The 19,413-nt window shown below is 72.9% G+C and carries 16 protein-coding genes; 6 read left to right on the forward strand and 10 right to left on the reverse strand.

What is annotated here, in order from left to right; genetic code table 11:
* Positions 1 to 208: 208 nt before the first annotated feature.
* Both CLT71_RS00590 and CLT71_RS00595 read right to left on the reverse strand, forming a co-directional pair.
* Complete coding sequence (locus CLT71_RS00590) at positions 209 to 2,107, reverse strand: nucleoside-diphosphate sugar epimerase/dehydratase (protein ID WP_199187454.1); 1,899 nt, start codon at positions 2,105 to 2,107, stop codon at positions 209 to 211.
* A 91-nt stretch (positions 2,108 to 2,198) separates the two neighbouring features.
* The gene (locus CLT71_RS00595) at positions 2,199 to 3,701 is read right to left on the reverse strand and encodes a hypothetical protein (protein WP_101365355.1); all 1,503 of its coding nucleotides are present in this window, start codon (positions 3,699 to 3,701) and stop codon (positions 2,199 to 2,201) included.
* 354 nt (positions 3,702 to 4,055) lie between these two features.
* Here CLT71_RS00595 and CLT71_RS00600 point away from each other — a divergent pair, with 354 nt between their 5' ends.
* Positions 4,056 to 5,444 carry a hypothetical protein gene (locus CLT71_RS00600; RefSeq protein WP_101365356.1) on the forward strand — a complete coding sequence of 463 codons (1,389 nt, stop codon included), beginning with the start codon at positions 4,056 to 4,058 and terminating at the stop codon, positions 5,442 to 5,444.
* The gene (locus CLT71_RS00605; protein ID WP_101365357.1) at positions 5,441 to 6,706 is read left to right on the forward strand and encodes an MATE family efflux transporter; all 1,266 of its coding nucleotides are present in this window, start codon (positions 5,441 to 5,443) and stop codon (positions 6,704 to 6,706) included. The genes CLT71_RS00600 and CLT71_RS00605 overlap by 4 nt, the downstream gene beginning before the upstream one ends.
* 120 nt (positions 6,707 to 6,826) lie before the next feature.
* Here the strand turns inward: CLT71_RS00605 and CLT71_RS00610 are convergent, their stop codons facing one another.
* The 8 genes from CLT71_RS00610 to CLT71_RS00645 all read right to left on the reverse strand — a co-directional run bounded on the left by CLT71_RS00610 (position 6,827) and on the right by CLT71_RS00645 (position 14,450).
* Positions 6,827 to 7,966: a DegT/DnrJ/EryC1/StrS aminotransferase family protein gene (locus tag CLT71_RS00610; protein ID WP_101365358.1), complete on the reverse strand. Its 1,140-nt coding sequence runs from the start codon at positions 7,964 to 7,966 to the stop codon at positions 6,827 to 6,829.
* A complete protein-coding gene (locus CLT71_RS00615) occupies positions 7,963 to 9,174 on the reverse strand; it encodes a glycosyltransferase (protein ID WP_101365359.1) in 1,212 nt (403 codons plus the stop codon). The genes CLT71_RS00610 and CLT71_RS00615 overlap by 4 nt, the downstream gene beginning before the upstream one ends.
* Positions 9,175 to 9,197: 23 nt before the next feature.
* Positions 9,198 to 10,211: a GDP-mannose 4,6-dehydratase gene (gene gmd / locus CLT71_RS00620; RefSeq protein WP_101365360.1), complete on the reverse strand. Its 1,014-nt coding sequence runs from the start codon at positions 10,209 to 10,211 to the stop codon at positions 9,198 to 9,200.
* A gap of 79 nt (positions 10,212 to 10,290) precedes the next feature.
* Positions 10,291 to 10,923 (reverse strand): NeuD/PglB/VioB family sugar acetyltransferase, encoded by a 633-nt coding sequence (locus tag CLT71_RS00625; RefSeq protein ID WP_101365361.1) that lies wholly within the window; start codon positions 10,921 to 10,923, stop codon positions 10,291 to 10,293.
* Positions 10,920 to 11,999: a glycosyltransferase gene (locus CLT71_RS00630; RefSeq protein WP_101365362.1), complete on the reverse strand. Its 1,080-nt coding sequence runs from the start codon at positions 11,997 to 11,999 to the stop codon at positions 10,920 to 10,922. The genes CLT71_RS00625 and CLT71_RS00630 overlap by 4 nt, the downstream gene beginning before the upstream one ends.
* Positions 11,996 to 12,682, reverse strand: coding sequence for an acetyltransferase (locus tag CLT71_RS00635; RefSeq protein ID WP_486482960.1), 687 nt, complete (start codon positions 12,680 to 12,682; stop codon positions 11,996 to 11,998). The genes CLT71_RS00630 and CLT71_RS00635 overlap by 4 nt, the downstream gene beginning before the upstream one ends.
* The gene (locus CLT71_RS00640) at positions 12,679 to 13,332 is read right to left on the reverse strand and encodes a sugar transferase (protein ID WP_101365363.1); all 654 of its coding nucleotides are present in this window, start codon (positions 13,330 to 13,332) and stop codon (positions 12,679 to 12,681) included. The genes CLT71_RS00635 and CLT71_RS00640 overlap by 4 nt, the downstream gene beginning before the upstream one ends.
* The gene (locus CLT71_RS00645; RefSeq protein WP_101365364.1) at positions 13,329 to 14,450 is read right to left on the reverse strand and encodes an aminotransferase class I/II-fold pyridoxal phosphate-dependent enzyme; all 1,122 of its coding nucleotides are present in this window, start codon (positions 14,448 to 14,450) and stop codon (positions 13,329 to 13,331) included. The genes CLT71_RS00640 and CLT71_RS00645 overlap by 4 nt, the downstream gene beginning before the upstream one ends.
* Positions 14,451 to 14,798: 348 nt before the next feature.
* On the opposite strand from CLT71_RS00645, the gene CLT71_RS00650 reads away from it, so the two are divergent.
* Genes CLT71_RS00650 through wecB form a run of 4 tightly spaced genes read left to right on the forward strand, consistent with a single transcriptional unit; the run spans position 14,799 to position 19,403 of the window.
* A complete protein-coding gene (locus tag CLT71_RS00650; protein ID WP_101365365.1) occupies positions 14,799 to 15,839 on the forward strand; it encodes a polysaccharide biosynthesis protein in 1,041 nt (346 codons plus the stop codon).
* On the forward strand, positions 15,836 to 17,005 hold the full coding sequence (locus tag CLT71_RS00655; RefSeq protein ID WP_101365366.1) for a polysaccharide biosynthesis C-terminal domain-containing protein: 1,170 nt from the start codon (positions 15,836 to 15,838) through the stop codon (positions 17,003 to 17,005). The genes CLT71_RS00650 and CLT71_RS00655 overlap by 4 nt, the downstream gene beginning before the upstream one ends.
* Complete coding sequence (locus CLT71_RS00660) at positions 17,002 to 18,282, forward strand: glycosyltransferase family 4 protein (protein WP_101365367.1); 1,281 nt, start codon at positions 17,002 to 17,004, stop codon at positions 18,280 to 18,282. The genes CLT71_RS00655 and CLT71_RS00660 overlap by 4 nt, the downstream gene beginning before the upstream one ends.
* Positions 18,279 to 19,403 carry a non-hydrolyzing UDP-N-acetylglucosamine 2-epimerase gene (gene wecB / locus CLT71_RS00665; RefSeq protein WP_101365368.1) on the forward strand — a complete coding sequence of 375 codons (1,125 nt, stop codon included), beginning with the start codon at positions 18,279 to 18,281 and terminating at the stop codon, positions 19,401 to 19,403. The genes CLT71_RS00660 and wecB overlap by 4 nt, the downstream gene beginning before the upstream one ends.
* Positions 19,404 to 19,413: the final 10 nt, after the last annotated feature.

The raw sequence follows: 19,413 nt of genomic DNA on the forward strand, positions 1-19,413 counted from the left end.
GAGATCGGTGACTGTGGAAACCCTCGCCGAACATCGCGCTGGTAATTAGGTAACGCGAATTTTGTTCGGCGGGCCACTCGCATTTCGACAGCTGAAGAAAGGTGTCGACAGGCGGGTGACAGTAGCCGCCCGCTCCGGCGGCGATCTCCCGAAATCCTGCTACGGCGTGCGACGACCCGCCAGCGGCGTGTCCAATTCCCGACCGGCCTCACGTCAACCGGGACGAGGATGGGCGAGCGTTTCGGGTATTCGGCACCAGCGCCACGGGTGGGATGGGACCCTCCGGTTGGGCACAGAGCCAGGCGAGGCGTTCGACCACCTTCTCCGGCTCGTCGAAGGGGTCGAGTCCGGTCACCTCGCTCGGGTTCATCGGCGGTACCGAGACGTGCGAGACGAGCGGGTGCAGCGGCCGTACGTCGACCTCGCCGTCACCGAGCAGGTCCTCGTGCAGCTTCTCGCCGGGCCGCAGGCCGGTGTAGACGATCCTCGGCTGGCCCGGTACCTGCGCGGCGAGTTGCCTGGCCAGGTCGTCGATGCGTACCGGGGCGCCCATGTCGAGCACCAGCGCCTCGCCGTCCCGCCCGATCGCCGCCGCCTGGAGTACCAGCTGCACCGCCTCGTGCACGCTCATCAGATAGCGGGTGACGTCGGGGTGCGTCACCGTGATCGGCAGGCCGGCGTCGATCTGCGCCCGGAACGCGGTCACCACCGATCCCCGACTGCTCAGCACATTTCCGAACCGTACGCTGAGGAATGTGCCGGGACTGTTCGCGGCGGCGTACGCGGTCAGCCGTTCGGTGATCCGCTTCGAATAGCCGAGTACGCTGATCGGGTTCGCCGCCTTGTCGGTTGATATGTTCACGAATCTGGCGACGTCCCGAGCGGCGTTCAGGACCGACAGGGTGCCCCAGATATTCGTCTTGATGGCCTCTCCGGGATGCCGCTGCAACAGCGTCAGGTGTTTGAGTGCGGCGGCGTGGAAAATGACGTCCGGGCGCCGCTGGCGAATGATTCGCGCGATTCCCTCGTTGTCCCGCAGGTCGGCCAGGATGAGTTCCGGCCCGTCCAGCAGTGCCCGACCGGTGACCGACAACTGGAGACTGTGCAGTGCCGACTCGTCCCGGTCGAGCATCATCAACTCGGCGGGATCGGCCCGGAGGATCTGCCGGCACAGTTCGGCGCCGATCGAGCCACCGGCGCCGGTCACCAGTACCCGTTGCCCGGTCAGCGTCGAGTCGGCGGTGACCAGGGCGGAGGCCACCTGCCGGCGCCCCAGCAGGTCGTCGATCTCCACGTCGCGCACGTCGGCGACGCCGATGCGGTGGTCGACCAGCTCGGAGACCGGCGGCAGCACCTTGAAGTCGGCCCCGGCCTGTAGCGTGGCGTCCCGGATCTCCCGGATCAGGTCGGCGTCCGCGTTCGCCACCGAGAAGATCACCGTGGTGGCACCGGTCTGCGCGACCGCCTCCCGGATCTGCCCGCGACCGCCGAGCATCCGGACGCCGTCGATACGCAGGTTCCGCTTGTCGAGGTCGTCGTCGAGCAGCCCGACCGGCAGGTATCTGCCCTGTGGATCGGTGACCAGGGCGCGCAGCAGGCCCTGGCCGGCCGAGCCGAGGCCGAACAGCAGCACCGGGGTCGCCGACCGGGTGTCCGGGCGCAGCCAGCGGTCCCGGCGGTGCCGGTACGCCGCCCGGGCACAGACCATCAGCAGCAGGGCCACCGCCGAACCGACCAGCGGGGTACTGGCCGGGACCGGCCGGTCCGGTTGGGCGATGTCGGCCAGGAACACCAGGATCGCGGTGCCGGCGACCGCGACCGAGAGGGCGCGCAGGTCGGGCAGGCTGCCGAGCGGGTGCCGGCCCAGGTAGCGGCGGCCGACCGAGGCGATCGTGGCGTGCAGCGCGGCGGCGAGCATGCCGACGGCGAGTGCCCGGACGAGTTGGCTCGGGGTCAGGTCGAACTCGTATCTCGTCCAGGCGCCCGCGCCGAAGCCGATCGTCCAGGCCGCGGCGTCGATGGCCAGGAGCGCCGCCCGGTCCAATCCGGGTCGCCGGCGCCGGGCGGTCGACGGGCTTCCGGTCGTGGCGGCGGCGCTGGGCGGCATGGAGCCTCCTGGTGTGCTGGTGTGAGCAGTATTCGGGCAGCTCAACGGGGAACGCCCGACGGGTAAACCACACTTAGTCCCTGGCTGAGGGCTAAGGGGCCACTTTCACGTTTTTGGTCCTCCTGGACGCCTTGCGGGTCGATGTCCCGAGTGCACCGGGCCGGTGAGCGTGGTGAGGGTCACGGCCGGCCTCCGGACCGGCTGCCGGTGCCCGAGCGCCGGGAGTGAACAGCAGCAGTCCGACCAGCAGCCAGACGACCGTGGCGACCCGGTTGGCGGTGAGCATCGGCAGGCCCAGGGAGCCGCCGACCAGCACGATGACCAGGCAGCCGGCGAACCGGGCCGCCGCCCGGTCGGTGCCGGGCCGCCGGGTGCAGGCGGCGACGACCAGGCAGCCGAGGATTCCGGTGTGCAGGAGTACGCCCACCATGCCGGCGACGGCGAGGGCCTCGATCCAGCCGTTGTCGTACGCGGAGGCGACGCCCCCGGCACCGAGCCCCCACCAGGGCGACGAGCCGAGTACCGCCTCGGAGACGTACTGGAGGGTGGGGGTGTCGCCGAGACGGCCGGCGGTGTAGAAGCCGACCAGATCGGCTCCGTCGCCGGGTGGCCGGAGCAGCCGGGTGAGGTAGTCGACGCCGGTCCAGGACGGCAGCAGGCCGTACTGACCGGCCAGCACCACAAGCAGCACCGAGGCGGTGAGTGCCCAGACCCGTGGCCGGGCGATCCCGAACGAGCGGACCACCTGCCAGAGCCCGAGCGGCAGCCCGATCAGCAGGAAGATCTTCGAGACGGTGAGTGCGCCACCGATGGTCAGCAGTGCGGTGGCGAGGACGAAGGGCACCGTCCGGTCGCGGTACCGGTAGACGGCGGCGAGCAGGGCGACCGAGTAGAGCGCCCCGGCCTCGGCCGGCTGGTTGAAGATCCCGCTGAGGCGCCCCAACTGGGCCGCTCGGACCGCGACGCTCTCCTGGCCGGCGTGGTTCTCCCAGAAGATTCCGAGTAGCGGGGCGAGGTCGAAACGCACCGAGAGGCAGGACAGCACGGTGTTGGCGCACATCGCGACGACCAGTACGGTGCAGACGATCCGGAGCAGGCGGCGCGGATCCGCGCCCGAACTCGCCATCAACAGCGTCAGCGTCAACACGGCGATCGGCATCAGCAGGCTGTCGATCCCGGCGAGCAGGCTGCCCGACTCGACCGTGACCGGGGCTCCGGTCGGCACCGAGCCGCCGGCGGCCGCGATCAGGAACTCCGTGATCAGCAGCAGCAGTACCAGCGCGCCCAGCCTGGTGACGCGGATCCGACGGCCGGCGACCAGGCCGACCAGCAGCAGTCCGTAGACCGCGATCTGCTCGGTCCGTACCCCGGCCTGGGCGGTGTACGGCCCGAAGACCGCGGCGGTGACCACTGCCGCCGCGCCGTACCAGAAGATGGGTCGGACGCTCCGGTGCCGGCGGGTCGCGGCGGTGTTCGGCAACCCGGGGATGCCCCGGACCGGTGCCAGGCTCGGGGTGCCCGCCGCAGGGGCGGCTCCGGGCGCTGTCCGGAACGGACCGGCCGAGGTGGCGGTGGGCAGTCCTGCCTCGCGCATCGTTGGAAGTCACCTTCGAGTCTGTGCTGCCCGGGCGCCATGCCGTGGGTCGTCCGCCGGGCAGCCCGGAGCGGGCCGGAGCGGGTGTCGGGAGGCGGTGGACCGGACCGCCGTCCCGATGACGGTAATACGCTTGTCCAAAATGGCCCCTATTGGGGTGAACGGCGCGGGCGCATCGAGGTGACGGTCGGCAATCAGAGCAGACGGTCGGCAATCAGGCGTGACGGTTGCCCGGCGGCCTCGTTGACCCTGGTGGCCCACCCTGCTGCTGACGGTGGGACAGGGAGGGGACCCGGGTTGACGGATGGCCGGCGGCGCCGGGACGTGCCGCCCGACGGGCGGAGTCACCGGTAGATGGAACTCGTCGCCTCCCCGCGCAGGGGTGACCCGTACGCCCCGTCCGGGTGGCCCGGCCGGCAACGCCGCCCCGGCACGTCCACACCTACGACCCCCGGCAGCGACCAGACCCGGCCGGTACGACCGGCGCCGGCCCGTACCCGGCTGGTCCGGTTCCTCCAGCGCTATCCGGTGAGCGTGCTGCTGCTGGCGCCGTACCTGATCCTGGTGTTGCCGATGGCGGTGCTGAGCCGCAATCCCGACCTCGGGTTCATCCTCGGACTGCTCGCCCTGGCCCTGGCCGCCACGGTACTTGTCGAGACGGTGCTGGCGCCGCTGTACCGGCCGGGGCGGGGCCGGGCCGCCCGCGACCCGGGTCGACGGAGCTTCGCCGAGGCCAACTCCGGCTACCCTCGGCTCTTCCTCGTCGCCCGTGCGGTGGCCGTGCTGAGCATCGTCGCGGAACTCGTCGGCGGGTACGCCGGGCGGGGCAGCGTCTTCGCGCAGGTCGCCGGGGCGCAGGCGGCGTCGCCGCTGCTGAACGTGGTGGCCCTCTTCTCCGGCTGGAAGTACCTCGCCTTCGCGCTCCTGGTCGCCAGTTTCCACGGTGGCCACGCCCGGCTGGGCAGCCTCCACCGCTGGACCACCGCGCTTGTCGGCGTGCAGGTGCTGCTGGTCTTCCTGACCGCCATCTCCGCCCCGCTCGTCAGCTACCTCACCTTCGTGGCGGCGGCCGGCGCGATCTGCGGGGTGATCCGGGCGCGCTACGTGCTGGTCGCGGCCGTGCTGCTCTTCCTGGTCTGGCCGACCGTGTTCACGATGCGCAACACGATCCGCGAGGAGAACGGCGTCGAGGTCTCCGACGAGGTGACCGCCGCCGACCGGCTCCGGTTCGACCAGCAGATCGGCCGGGCCAGCGCCTACGACGTACCTGTGGACGTCGGTCAGCCCGGCCCCGCCGGCTACCTCCGGTACGGCCTGGTGCCCCGGATCCTCGACCCGGGCCGGCCACCGCTGGCCACCGGTAGGGCGATCAACAGGTTCCTCGGCGGCAGCGACAGGTCCTCGTTCAACTTCCTCACGCTGGGCACCGTCTACTTCGTCGACGGCCGGGCCGGAGTGGTCGCCTACTACGGCGGCTGGGCACTGCTCGCCGGGCTGCTGCTGCGGGTGCGCGGGGCACCCGGGCCGCTGCGGCTGAGCGTCTTCTGTTTCGTGGTGGCCGGACCACTGCTCTGGTCGAACGGTCATCCGGAGTCGATGATCGCCGCGACCCAGAACACCGTGGCAGCCGCGCCGGTCTTCCTGGTGCTGCTGCTGACCCGGCGTACCCCGGTGGACCGGCCGGTTCCGGCACCTCCACCCGGCCGGGTGCCGGTGCCCCGAACCGGCCGACCAGCCCGGTGACGGCCGGGTCGGCCCGGCGGGCGAGCCTCCGGCGACTGCGCCGCCGGATCCCCACCGGTGGACGGGCTCCGATCGCCGTCGTCGTCACCGCGACGTCCAGCCTCGGCAACATGCTGCTCGCCGTCACCGTGGCGCACGGCGGCTCCCTGGGCGAACTCGGCCGGTACGCGCTGGCCTTCTCGCTCTACGTTCTCGTCTCCGGCCTGGCCCGGGCCATGGTCACCGAGTCGGTGCTGGCCGAGGCGGACCGGCGGGACCCGGCGCCGTTCCGCCGTTCCACCCGGCGGATCTGCCTGCTCGGCGGGACTGCCGGAGTCCTCGTCGGCACGGTCGGGGTACTGGCCGGAAACCGCTACCTGCTCGTCGTCGGACTGGCGTTGCCCGGCCTGGTGCTCTACGACCACGTCAGGGCGTACGGTCTCGGCGTCGCCGATCCCCGACCGATCCTCCGGTACGAGCTGCTCTGGACGGCGGCCAGCGCGGCCGGCGCCGGGCTCGCCCTGGCCAGCCGGGTCAGCGCCCTGACCGCCGTCGTGGTGTGGGCCGGTTCGGGGGCGTTCGTCGGCTTCCTCGGTGCGGTCCGGCGGCGCTGCGCGCTGCTGCCAGGCTGGCCGGTCGGGCGCGCCGAGACCCGGACCGCCTTCGCATTCGGCCTGCACTTCCTGGTCGGCTCGGGGACGGCGCAACTCGCCACCGCCACCCTGGCCGCGGTGGCCGGAACGGCGGTGGTCGGCGCGCTGGGCGGGGCGAGGACGGCGCTCGGCCCGATCACCCTGCTGATCGGCGCCAGTTCCGCGCTGCTGATTCCGTATCTCGCCCGGACCGTGGCCGCCGAGCCACGGATCCGGCTCCGCGCGGCGGCCCGGGTCACCGGCGGCATGCTCGTGCTGATCGGGCCGCTCGCGCTGGCCCTGCCCGCGCTGCCGGATCTCGTCGGGCGGGCGCTGCTCGGCGGGAACTGGGAGTTCGCCCGCCCGTTGCTGCCCGCGCTCGCCCTGGAGAGCGTCCTCATGGTGGCCACCATGGTCGCCGCCGCCGGGCACCGGATCGAACGGGCCGGCGCCCGGACCCTGCTGCTGGGGGCGGCTCTCGCCCCGGTCAGGGTCGGCGCGGTCGTCGGGGCCGGGCACCTGTTCGGCGCGGCCGGGGCGGCCTGGGCGATGGCCGGAGTCGCCTGTCTCGCTGCCGTCGGCTGGTGGTGGAGCTACCGCTCGCTGTTGCGGGTCCGGCACCGGGCGGAACCGGTGCTCGAACCGGTCTGACCGACGGCGGTGGGGTGACCGGGGGACCGGGGAGCGAGCCGGCGGTGGTCAGGCCAGCCCGGCGCTGGAGAACGCGGGCCAGCCCGGACCGAAGGTGGTCGCAGATCGGCCCGGCGGTGGTCAGGCCGGGCCGGCGGTGGAGAGCCGGGCCAGCGCGGTGCGTACCCGGTCGGCGATGTCCAGCGCCTCCGGATCGGTCAGGTCGGCATAGGTCGGCAGGTTGATGCCCCGCCGGCTCAGGTCGGCGGTGACCGGGAAATCGCCGCCGGAGGCCGACCGGTAGGGCGGCAGGTCCGGAATCGGCACGAAGAACGGCCGGGTCTCGACGCCGAGCCGGTCCAGTTCGGCCGCCAGCCGGTCCCGGAGCTGGCCGTCACCGGCCGGACCGACCAGGAAGGACGCCATCCACGGGGCACGTTCGACCCCGACCGCCACCGGCTGCGGCGTCAGCGCGTCGAGGTCCGCGAAGGCCTTCTCGTACGTCGCCACGATCTGCTGGCGGCGCTGCACCATCGCCGTACCCCGCTCCAGTTGGGCGCAGAGCAGTGCGGCGGCCAGGTTGGTGAGCCGGTAGTTGAAGCCGACCACCGGGAAGTAGTAGCGCCGCTGCGGATCCATCCCCTGGTTGCGCAGCAGCCGCATCCGCTCGGCCAGTGCCGGGTCGAAGGTGGTGACGCAGCCGCCCTCGCCACTGGTCAGGATCTTGTTGCCGAAGAACGAGAAGGTGGTGACGTCGGCCAGCGCGCCGGCGCCGGTACCGCCGAGCCGGGCGCCGAAGGACTCGGCCGCGTCGCCGACCAGCAGGATGCCGTGTGCGGCGCAGACCTCCCGGAGCCTCGGGTAGTCGGCCGGATGCCCGTACAGGTCGACCGCGAGGACCGCCTTGGTCCGGGTGGTGATCGCGGCGCCGACCCGGTCGACGTCGAGGCACCAGGTGGCCGGGTCGACGTCGACGAAGACCGGCCGGGCACCGCAGTAGCTGACCGCGTTGGCGGTCGCCACGTAGGTCAGGGCGGGCACCACCACCTCGTCGCCCGGGCCGATCCCGGCGGCGGCGAGCACCAGGTGCAGGGCCACCGTGCCGTTGCCGGTCGCCACCGCCGTCGGGGTGCCGCAGTGGGCGGCGAACTCCGCCTCGAAGCGGCGCAGGTACGGCCCCTGCGAGGAGATCCAACCGCTGCGCAGGGCGTCCAGCAGGTACGCCTCCTCCAGTTCGGTCAGGGACGGGCGGGCGACCGGATAGCGCAGTGCGGGGTTCATGACGGGTTGCCTCCGACGGCGTCCGGGGTCAGGAATGGTGACTGTGGGACCGGACCGCGACGACCGCCGGCCACCCAGTCGAGTACCGCTACGTAGTCCCGGGCGGTCTCCGTCCAGCTACGCGCCGCCAGCCGGTCGGCAGCGCGCCGGGAGGCGGCCGCGTACCGGGCGCGGTCGGCGAGCAGCCGGCGGATCGCCGCCGCGATGGAGTCCGGGTCGTGCGGGTCGAACCAGCAGACCTCGGCCCCGGCGAACTCGACCTGGGCACGCAGCGGCTCCACGTCGGCACAGGCCACCGGCAGGCCCCAGCTGAACGCCTCGAAGATCGCCCCGCTGGCCGCCTCCCAGAGCGAGGGCACGACCACGGCACCGGCCCGGGCGTAGAGACGCTCCAGCTCCGGCACCGGCACGAATCCCGGAAAGACGACCCGGGTACGCAGGTCGGCCGCGCTCGCCCTGGCGGTGAGCTGCCCGGCCTGCGGCTCCACCAGCGGCCCGGGGCAGACGAGCCGGAGTTCCGGCAGCCGGGCGAGCGCCTCCAGCAGGTTCAGGTGGTTCTTGTGCGCCGCGGTCGAGGAGGGGTAGAGCAGCAGCCCGGGATCGGGTTCCGTCGGCACCTCGGCCGGACGGGCGTGGAAGACCGGCAGCGGGATCAGCGCCGTCTTCGCCGCCGCCTCCGGAAAGGTCCGCAGAAGCTGCTGGTACGGGTGCGGCCAGGAGGCGACCAGCGCGTCGGCCTCGGCGATGTTCCGGGCGAAGATCTCGGTGATCGGCGCGGAGTCGTAGCGCAGGTGGAACCGGCGCATGTCGTGCACCACCACCACCGAGCGGCGGGCCCGGACCGGCACGCCACCGAACGGATAGAGGGTGACCCGGTCGTCGTCGGCGGCCACCGGGTTGGCCCGGCTACGCAGCAGGGTGACCAGGCGGTGGGCCAGCGGCGCCGACCGGAGTTGCCGGGGCAGCACCCGGCGCAGCCCGCCGCCGAGCGGGGCGTCGGCCCGCAGCGGCTGCCGGACCTCGGTCCAGTGCACCCCCGCGTCGTCGGGCACCTCGCGTCGCCAGCTCCGCCGGGTGCCCCGGACGATCGTCACCTCGATCCGGTGCGCCCGCTGCGCCGCGAGCCCCCGCAGTAGGCCGTAGGTGAACGCCTCCACCCCGGCCGAGTGTCCGGGCAGGATGGCGGTGCCGTCGATTCTGATCTCCACCTCGTCGTCCCCTCCCGGGCCGGCTACCTGTCGATCCGGACGAGCCGGCCGGTCCGCTCGTCCTCCAGCAGTTGCCGGTCGGCGTCGACCATGATCCGAACCAGGTCGGGGAAGAGGGTCTTCGGCGCCCAGCCGAGTTTCCGGCGCGCCTTCGCGGCGTCGCCGATCAGCGCGTCCACCTCGGACGGCCGGTAGTACGCGGGGTCGATCGCCACGTACTTCTCCCAGTCCAGGCCGGCGTGGTCGAACGCGGCGGTCAGGAACTCCCGTACGGTGTGCCCGGTGCCGGTGGCCACCACGTAGTCGTCCGGCTCGTCCTGCTGGAGCGCGAGCCACATCGCCTCGACGTACTCGGGGGCGTAGCCCCAGTCCCGTACCGCGTCGAGGTTGCCGAGGTAGAGCTTCTCCTGCATGCCCGCCTCGATCCGGGCGATCGCCCGAGTGATCTTGCGGGTGACGAAGTTCTCGCCGCGCCGGGGACTCTCGTGGTTGAACAGGATGCCGTTTACCGCGTACATCCCCCAGGCTTCGCGGTAGTTGACCGCCGCCCAGTAGCCGAAGACCTTGGCGCAGGCGTACGGGCTGCGCGGGTGGAACGGGGTGTTCTCCCGCTGCGGCGGCGGGGTGGCGCCGAACATCTCCGACGAGGACGCCTGGTAGTACCGGCAGTCGAGTTTGGCGGTCCGGATCGCGTCGAGCATCCGGATTGCGCCCAGCCCGGTGATGTCGGCGGTGTAGTTCGGGATCTCGAAGGAGACCCGGACGTGGCTCTGCGCGCCGAGGTTGTAGACCTCGTCGGGGCGGATGTCCCGGAGCAGCCCGGTCAGCGCCGCCGGGTCGGCCAGGTCGCCGTAGTGCAGGAAGAGGTGCGCGTCCGGGTCCCGGGGGTGCAGGTCGATCCGGTCGATCCGCTCGGTGTTGAAGCTCGACGAGCGGCGTTTCAACCCGTGCACGACGTAGCCCTTGCCGAGCAGGAGTTCGGCGAGATAGCTCCCGTCCTGCCCGGTGATCCCGGTGATCAGCGCGACTTTCGGCATGTTCTGCCCTCTCGGAGGTTGCGGTCCGGGCCGTCCGGCATCCGACCGGTGCCCGGATCTCTCGGTGACCTGGCGAAACTCAGTTGTCGCGCCGTTCCATCGGCCGGGCCGGTACCCCGACCACGACGGCGCCGTCCGGCACGTCCCGGACCACAGCCGCTCCGGCGCCGACCATCGCTCCGGCGCCGACGGTGATCCCGTCGATCACCGTCGCGCCGGCTCCGACCGTCGCGCCCGGGCCGATCCGGGTGGAGCCGGCGACGGTGCAGCCGGGCAGCAGGGTGGCGAAATCGGCGAGTACGGCGTCGTGCCCGACGCTGACGTTCGTGCCCACGTGCACGTGCCGGCCGGTCACGATGTCGGCGGTGAGTACGGCCCCGGGCCAGAGCACGGTGCCCGGGCCGAGTTCCACGGCGGGGCCGACCGAGGCCGCCGGGTGCACCAGCCGGGCCGGTTCCCGCCCGTCGAGCTGCCCGGCGAGCCGGGCCCGGATGGTGCCGGAGCCGACGCCGAGCAGGTACCGGATCCGCTCGTCGGCGTCGGTCAGCCAGTCGTCCGGGCCGAGCCAGTCGACCGGCAACCGGGCCAGCTCGGCCGCGCGGCGCGGGCCGAGACAGCCCAGCAGCTTGTATCCGCCGGCCGCCTCGGCGATGGCGAGGATCTCGCGGGCGTGCCCGGCGGTGCCGAGCACGACCAGGGCGTCGCCGCTCATCGGCCGCCCCGACCGGTGGTGCGTCCCGGCTCCGGCCCGAGCAGCCAGTCGAAGTAGTCGGCCCGGTCGAACGGAGCCGGATCGGGGGTGACGGGCTCCCGGATCCGGGTCACCGCCGCCGCGAGGCTCTCCGGATCGTCCGGCTGGTACCCAAGCAGCGCCGGGCCGGCGATCTCCCGGGCCTGCCCGGTGTCTGGCGCGATGATCGGGATGCCGCTGGCCCGGGCCTCGGCGAGCGGGTAGCCGAACGACTCCAGGGTGCACGGGTAGTAGACGGCGGTGGCCCGGCGCCAGAACGAGAGGAGCTGGTCGTGCGGGACCACGCCGATCGCCCGCAGCGCCGGATGTGCGGTCAGGTCCGCCGGCAGGTCACCGGGGCGGGCGGTCACCCGTATCTCGATGCCGTGCTCCGCCGCCGGCCCGCCCGGACCGGCCGACCGGCCCCGGCCGACCGTGTCGAGCAGCATCCGCAGTTGCGGGACCAGGTTCTTGTAGCCGGCGGCGACGACCGGGACCAGCAGCCAGGTCCGGTCGTCCGGGGCCCAGGTGTCGACCGGGGTCACCGGGTGCGGGCGTACCGCGATCCGGTCGCGTACCGCCGGGACGTGCCGGACCACCCGGTCGGCCATCGCGGCGCACGGTACGACCACGAGGTCGGCCCGGCGGGCCAGCAGCCGGATCACCGGAATCTGCGCCCGGAACGAGCGGGGCAGCCGGCCGAGCAGGTGCTCCTCGTCGGGGTGGAGGAAGTGCAGGGCGTTGCGCAGCAGCACCCGGCGCTCGCGGCCGGCGTACCCGAAGGAGACGTTGTTCGGCGCGACCACCAGCCGGGCGCCCCGGGCCAGCCGCTCCCGGCGCAGCAGCCAGCCGGGGCCGATCCGCTCGCCACGGCCGATCACCCGGGGCCGTTGTGGCAGCCCGGCCAGGTAGGCGTCCAGTTCGCCCCGCCAGCGGGCGGCCCCGCCCCGGTCCCCGCCGGCCGCGTCCAGCACCACCTCGCCGAGGTCCGCCGGCCCGGCGAGGTTGTCGGCGTCGTCCCGTCCGGCCGGTACGGCACTGCCCGTCGTCGCGGTCACCGCGCCGGCACCCCCTTGACCACCGTGCCGGCCGGCACGTCCCGGACCACGCAGGCACCGGCTCCCACCGTGGCGTCCCGGCCCACCCGCAACCCCTGGAGTACGGCCGCGGTCGTCCCGACCAGCACCCCGGTCTCCAGTGCACAGTCGCCGGAGATCGCGGCCAGCGGATTCACCGAGACGAAGTCGTCGAGCACGCTGTCGTGGCCGACCGTGCAGTTCTGGTTGAGGTGCACGTGCCGACCGAGCCGGACGTTCGTGGTGACCCGTGCTCCGGCGAAGACGACCAGCCCGTCCCCGGCCACGGTGTCCGGGCCGACCGTCGCGTCCGGATGCACGAGTGCCGGGGCCGGCAGCCCGTACGCCTCCACCCGGGCGGCGACGGCGCGCCGGATCCGGGGGTCCCCGATGCCGAGCGCCACCGAGGTGCCCGGCGGTGCCTGCCGCAGCTCCTCGACCGGCCCGAGGTACGGCACGTCGAGCCGGTGGATGAGTTTGAGGCCCGGCTCGGTGGGGCGGTCGTCGACGAATCCGAGCACCCGCCAGCCCGGCGTACGGCCGGTGGCGGTGATCGCCCGGACGATGTCGAAGACCTCCCGGCCGTGCCCGCCGCAGCCGACTATCACCAGGCCGGAGCAGCCCGCCAGCAGATCGGAGCCAACCGTCACGAGATCGGCGGTCACGACTCCACGCTCCGGCCCGGTCCCGACTCCGCCCCGACGAGTCGACTGCCGGCGAACTCCGGCATCGTCGGGTTGCCCGGTGCGCTGATCCCCTGCCGGCGCAGCACCCGCAGCACCGTCTCCAGCAGGATCCGCAGGTCGAGCCCGAGGCACCGCCGTTCGACGTACTCGACGTCGTAGCGGAACTTCTCCTCCCAGCTCAGCTCGTTGCGGCCGCGTACCTGGGCCAGCCCGGTGATGCCGGGGCGCACCTCGTGCCGGCGGGCCTGCTCCGGGGTGTACCGGTCGAGATAGCTCACCAGCAGCGGGCGCGGCCCGACCAGGCTCATCTCGCCGCGCAGCACGTTCCAGAGCGTCGGCAACTCGTCGAGGCTGGTGGCCCGCAGCCAGCTCCCGAACCGGGTCAGCCGGTCGGCGTCGCTGGTCCGGCCCGGGGCGGGCGGCCGCATGGTGCGGAACTTGCGCAGCTCGAAGAGGCGGCCGTCCCGGCCCGGCCGGGTCTGCCGGAACAGCACCGGGCGGCCCAGCGCCACGGCCACCGCGGCGGCGCAGCCGAGCAGGACGGGGGAGAGCAGCACCAGCAGCACGGCCGCGACCAGCAGGTCGAGCAGGCGCTTGTGCCGGTCGTACCGTCGTTGGTCGGGGGTCACGCGCGGGCCTCCAGGAAGTTCGCGACGGCGTCCAGCACCCGACCGACCTGTGCCTCGGTCAGCCCGGAGCCGCTGGGCAGGGTCAGGCCGTCGGCGAAGAGCCGTTCGGCCGCGCCGGTGATCGCGCCCGGCACCCCGGCGAACGCCTGTTGCAGGTGCATCGGTTTCCACACCGGGCGGGTCTCGATCCGCGCCGCGTGCAGGTGCGCGGCGAGGTCGGCGGCGTGCCAGCCGGCGGTGGCCGGGTCGACGACGATCGTGCTCAGCCAGCAGTTGATGCCGGGGTCGCCCTCGGCGAGCAACCGCACCCCGGGCGCGGCGGCGAAGAGTTTGGCGTAGCGTTCCCGCAGCTCGCGGCGGCGGGCGAGCATCCGGCCCAGCCGGCGCAGCTGGGCCCGGCCGACGGCGGCCAGCAGGTTGCTGAGCCGGTAGTTGTAGCCGACCTCGGTGTGCTCGTAGTGCGGCACCGGCTGCCGGGCCTGGGTGGCCAGGTAGCGGCAGCGGTCGGCGAGGGCACCGTCGTCGGTGACCAGCATGCCGCCGCCGGAGGTGGTGATGATCTTGTTGCCGTTGAACGAGAAGACGCCGGCCCGGCCGAACGAGCCGGCCGACCGGCCCGCGTGGGTGGCGCCGAGCGCCTCGGCCGCGTCCTCCAGCACCGGCACCCCGGCGGCGGCGCAGACCGGCGAGAGCCGGGTGTAGTCGACGCAGGCGCCGAACATGTCCACCGGGACCACCGCCGCCACGTCCCGGCCGGCGGCGCGGAGTTCGTCGAGGAGCGCCGCGAGCAGCGCGACGTCGACGTTTCCGGTGGCCGGGTCGCAGTCGACGAAGACCGGCTCGGCACCGGTGTAGACCACCGCGTTCGCGGTCGCCACGAAGGTCAGGGTGGGCACCACCACCGTCCGGCCGGGGCCGGCACCCAGGCCGAGCAGGCCGAGGTGCAGTGCCGCCGTACCCGAACTCAGCGCCACCGCGTGCGCCGTGCCGGCCCGGGCCGCGACCTCGCGCTCGAAGGCGTCGACCTCCGGCCCGAGCGGTGCCACCCAGCCGGAGCGCAGCGCCCGGATCAGGTACGACTCCTCCAGCGGTCCGACGTCCGGCGGTGAGAGCAGCACGGGCTGGGGTGACCCGGACGCGTCAGGCCGGCTGGCCGGTCCCGGCGACGGCACGCGTTCAGAAAGATCCACAGGTGGGGCCCTCCAGAGCCGGAACAGCAAGCTGACCGGAAGTGTTCTATCAGACTGATAGGACAGAAGTGGGCATCAACTGATATATGAATAAAAATTCAGGAATAAATGAATCAGAGAACCATTGTTCGATACGCGTGACTTGCCGGTCGCCTCCTCGTTGACGCAGGTGGCACACCAGACACCAACGGTCCGGACCAGCGGAAGGGCACGGTCGAGCCGCAGATCTCGACGAGGTGCCGGGCCGTCCGATCGGCATGCGCGAACGGAGTACCTGTGACATCTCTGCCTGCTGGCCGCCGGGTCCTCATCACCGGCGGCACGGGTTCCTTCGGCCAGACGATGGTGCGCCGACTGCTCGACCAGGACGTCGGCGAGGTGCGGGTACTCAGCCGGGACGAGGCCAAACAGGACCTGATGCGGCACCGGCTCGGCGACGACCGGGTCCGCTACCACGTCGGTGACGTCCGGGACTACGACAGCATGCTGCGGGCCACCCGGGGCGTCGACTTCGTCTTCCACGCCGCCGCCCTCAAACAGGTGCCGTCTTGCGAGTTCTTCCCACTGGAGGCGGTCCGCACCAACGTGCTGGGCAGCGCCAACGTCGTCGAGGCGGCCGAGCGCAACGGCGTGGCCTCGGTGGTGGTACTCAGCACCGACAAGGCGGTCTATCCGGTCAACGCGATGGGGATGAGCAAGGCCCTGATGGAGAAGGTCGTCCAGGCGCACGCCCGGCACAACCCGGGCAGCCGGACCACCGTCTCCTGCGTGCGCTACGGCAACGTGATGTACTCCCGGGGCTCGGTCATCCCGCTCTTCGTCGAGCAGATCAAAGCCGGCCGGGCGCCGACGGTGACCAACCCGGGGATGACCCGCTTCCTGATGTCGCTCGCCGAGTCGGTGGAACTGGTCGAGCACGCCTTCCTGCACGCCCGGGCCGGGGACATCTTCGTCCGCAAGGCCAGCGCCTGCACCATCGGCGACCTGGCGACCGCGCTCTGCCAACTCTTCGACGTGCCGGCCAAGCTCGACCTGATCGGGGTCCGGCACGGCGAGAAGCTGGACGAGACGCTGGCCAGCCGGGAGGAGGTCGCCGAGGCCGAGGACTTCGGCGAGTTCTTCCGGATCCCGCTGGACGCCCGCGACCTCAACTACGCGCTCTACGTCTCCGAGGGCGACCCGGCCGGCGCCAGCGGCGACGACTTCAACTCGGCGAACGCGCCACGGCTCGGCGTACCCGAGATCGTGGAACTGTTGCGGGGCCTGCCGGAGATCAGGGCCGAGCTGGCCGCCCGAGACCTGGCGCTGGCGCCGTGAGGCTCGTACTCACCGGTGCCGGCGGCTTCCTCGGCTGGCACGTACGGGTACTCGCCCGCGCCCTCGGCTGGCCCGACCCGGTCGCGCTGACCCGGGGCGACCTGGCCGATCCGGTCAGGGTCGCCGCCATCGTCGGCGGGGCGGACCGGCTGCTGCACCTGGCCGGGGTCAACCGGGGCGACCCGGCGGACGTGGCGGCCGGCAACGTCGAGGTCGCCGCCGCGCTGGCCCGGGGACTGGGGCTCTGCCCGACGCCGCCCGCCACTGTCGTCTTCGCCAACTCGACGCAGACCGGCAACGGCACCCCGTACGGCGACTCCAAGCAGGCCGCCGCCGCCACCCTGGCCGGTGCGGTCGCCGGCCGATGCCGCTTCGACGACGTACCGCTGCCGAACCTCTACGGTGAGCACGGCCGCCCGCACTACAACTCGGTGGTCGCCACCTTCTGCCGCCAGTTGGCCGACGGCGACCCGCCCGGGGTACGCGACGATCGCGAACTGACCCTTGTGCACGCGCTCGACGCCGCCGCCCGGCTGCTCGGCCTGCCGCCCGGCGACCCCAGGCAACCGGCCGGTACCGCCGCACCGACCGTGCCGTGGGACGCGGGCATGCCGGCGCTGCGGATCGGGGTACGCGCCCTGGCCGACCGGCTGGCCGGGTTCGCCCGGACCTACCGCACCGGGGAGATCCCGCCGCTTGTCGACAGGCACGACGTACGCCTGTTCAACACCTACCGGTCGCACTGCTTCCCGGCCGACCAGCCCCGGCGGCTGGTCCGGCACACCGACCGGCGGGGCGCCCTGGTCGAGGTGGTCAAGGCGCACGGCGGTGCCGGTCAGACCTTCGCCTCGACCAGTCGCCCGGGGGTCACCCGGGGCGAACACTTCCACCTGGCCAAGGTGGAGCGCTTCGCGGTGCTGCGCGGCACCGCCGAGATCGCGCTGCGCCGGGTCGGGCACCGCGAGGTGCTGCGGTTGCGGGTCGACGGGGACGAGCCGGCGGTGGTCGACATGCCGACGATGTGGGCGCACCAGATCACCAACATCGGCGACGGTGAACTGCTCACCCTCTTCTGGGCCAACGAACTCTTCGACCCCGCCCGCCCCGACACCTATCCGGAGCCGGTGGCGGAACCCGCCGTGGCCGCACCGGCGGTGGTCGGGTGAGGATCGGCTTCGTCACCCAGTGGTATCCGCCGGAGCCGGTCTTCGTCCCCGGCGAACTCGCCCGGGAACTCGGCGCCCGGGGGCACCGGGTGCGGGTGCTCACCGGCCACCCGAACTATCCGGAGGGGCGGATCTACCCCGGCTACCGGCAGCGGTGGCGGACCTCGCACCCCGGGGGCGACAACGTCACCGTACGCCGGGTGCCGGTCTATCCGAGCCACGACTCGTCACCGCTCGGCCGGACCGCCAACTTCGCCAGTTTCGCGCTGACCAGCGCGCTGGCCGCCCCGGGCTACCTGACCGGCGCCGACGCGCTGTACGTCTACCACCCGCCGGCGACCGCCTTCACCGCCGCGGCGGTGGCCAGGCTGGCCCGGCGGGTCCCGGTGGTGCTGCACGTCCAGGACATGTGGCCGGAGTCGGTCACCGCGTCGGCGATGAGTCCCGGCGGCGTCGCCGGCCGGATGGTCGAGCGGGCGCTGTCGGCGACGATGCGCCGGCTCTACCGGTCGGCGACGGCGATCGCGGTCATCTCGCCGTCGATGGCCGAACTGGTGGTGGCCAGGGGCGCCGACCCGGGCCGCGTCCGGGTGGTGCTGAACTGGACGGACGAGCGGCTGTTCCGGCCGGTGCCGGCGAGCGCCTCGGCCCGGGCCGCGCTCGGGCACCGGGGCCGCTGCACCGTGATGTTCGCCGGCAACATGGGGCCGTTCCAGCGGGTCGAGACCGCGATCCGAGCGGCCCACGCGGCCCGGGAACGGGTCGACCTGGTCCTGGTCGGCTCGGGTACGCAGGAGCAGGCCGCCCGCCGGCTCGCCACCGAACTCGGTGCCGACAACGTACGCTTCCTCGGCCGTCGCCCTCCCGGGGAGATGGCCGACCTCTACGCGGCGGCCGACTACCAGCTCGTCTGCCTGCGGGACCTGCCCGGGCTGCGTGGCACCGTGCCGTCCAAGCTCCAGGCCGCGCTCGCCTGCGGTGCCCCGGTGGTCGTCTCCGCCGCCGGGGACGCGGCCCGGCTGGTGGAGTCGACCGGGGTGGGTCTGGTCTGCCCGCCCGAGGACCCGACGGCGCTGGCCCAGCGGCTGGTCGAGGCGGCGGCACTGCCACCGGCGGCCCGGACCGTGTTCGGTCGTCGGGCCCGCGAGGTCTACCGGGAGCGGATGTCGCTGCGGGTCGGCGCCGACCAGATCGAGGACCTGCTCACCAAGAGCGCCGTACCGCCGACGAGAGGCTCCGGGTGGCTCGGCCGCCGGACGTGGATGGGAGCGCGATGACCCGGGTGATGACGGTGGTGGGGACCCGACCGGAGATCATCCGGCTCTCCCGGGTGCTCGACCGGCTGGACCGTACCGTCGAGCACCTGCTGGTGCACACCGGACAGAACTGGGACCGGAACCTCTCCGAGGTCTTCTTCACCGAACTGCGGCTGCGCGAGCCGGACCGCTTCCTCCGGGTCGACACCAGCTCCCTGGGCCGGGTGCTCGGCGGGGTGCTGATCGGCGTCGAGCAGGCGATCACCGAACTGCGCCCGGACGCGCTGCTGGTGCTCGGCGACACCAACAGCTGCATCGCCGCGCTGATGGCCCGGCGGATGCGGGTGCCGGTCTATCACATGGAGGCCGGCAACCGGTGCTTCGACCTGAACGTGCCGGAGGAGACCAACCGGCGGCTGGTCGACCACGTCGCCGACTTCAACCTGGTCTACACCGAGCACGCCCGGCGCAACCTGCTGGCCGAGGCGCTGCACCCGCGCCGCATCCTGCACACCGGCTCGCCAATGCGCGAGGTGCTGGAACACTACCGGCCGGAGGTGGCCGCCTCGACGATCCTGCGCCAGCTCGAACTGGAGCCGGGTGGCTACTTCGTGGTCAGCGCGCACCGCGAGGAGAACGTCGACGACCCGGCCCGGCTGGGCCGGCTGCTCGACTGCCTGCGCGCCGTACGGGACGCCTGGCGGCTGCCGGTGCTGGTCTCCACGCACCCGCGTACCCGTAAGCGGCTGGAGGCGCTCGCCGCCGACGCATCCACACTGGACGGGATCGCCTTTCACGAGCCGTTCGGGTTCTTCGACTACGTACGCCTTCAGTCGCAGGCCCGCTGCACCCTGTCGGATAGCGGCACGATCAGCGAGGAGGCGGCGATCCTCGGCTTTCCGGCGGTGACCCTGCGCGAGTCGATCGAACGGCCCGAGGCGCTGGACGCGGGCGGCATCGTGATGACCGGCCTCGACCCGGCCGGCGTGCTGGAGGCGGTGCGGGTCACCGTCGATCAGGTCGCCGCGGCCGGGGTGCCCTGCCCGGCGGACTACCGGGTCACCGACACCTCCCGCCGGGTCGTCGACTTCATCCTCTCCACCGTCCGCCGGCACCACGACTGGGCGGGCATCCGGCGGTAGTGGTGCCGGG

Source organism: Plantactinospora sp. CNZ320 (assembly GCF_002846275.1).

Coding starts and splice junctions, on each gene's coding strand:
- gmd (WP_101365360.1), bottom strand. CDS start 10,211: ATGCCGAAAGTCGCGCTGATCACCGGGATCACCGGGCAGGACGGGAGC.
- CLT71_RS00595 (WP_101365355.1), bottom strand. CDS start 3,701: ATGCGCGAGGCAGGACTGCCCACCGCCACCTCGGCCGGTCCGTTCCGG.
- CLT71_RS00610 (WP_101365358.1), bottom strand. CDS start 7,966: ATGAACCCCGCACTGCGCTATCCGGTCGCCCGCCCGTCCCTGACCGAA.
- CLT71_RS00625 (WP_101365361.1), bottom strand. CDS start 10,923: ATGAGCGGCGACGCCCTGGTCGTGCTCGGCACCGCCGGGCACGCCCGC.
- CLT71_RS00600 (WP_101365356.1), top strand. CDS start 4,056: ATGGAACTCGTCGCCTCCCCGCGCAGGGGTGACCCGTACGCCCCGTCC.
- CLT71_RS00590 (WP_199187454.1), bottom strand. CDS start 2,107: ATGCCGCCCAGCGCCGCCGCCACGACCGGAAGCCCGTCGACCGCCCGG.
- wecB (WP_101365368.1), top strand. CDS start 18,279: ATGACCCGGGTGATGACGGTGGTGGGGACCCGACCGGAGATCATCCGG.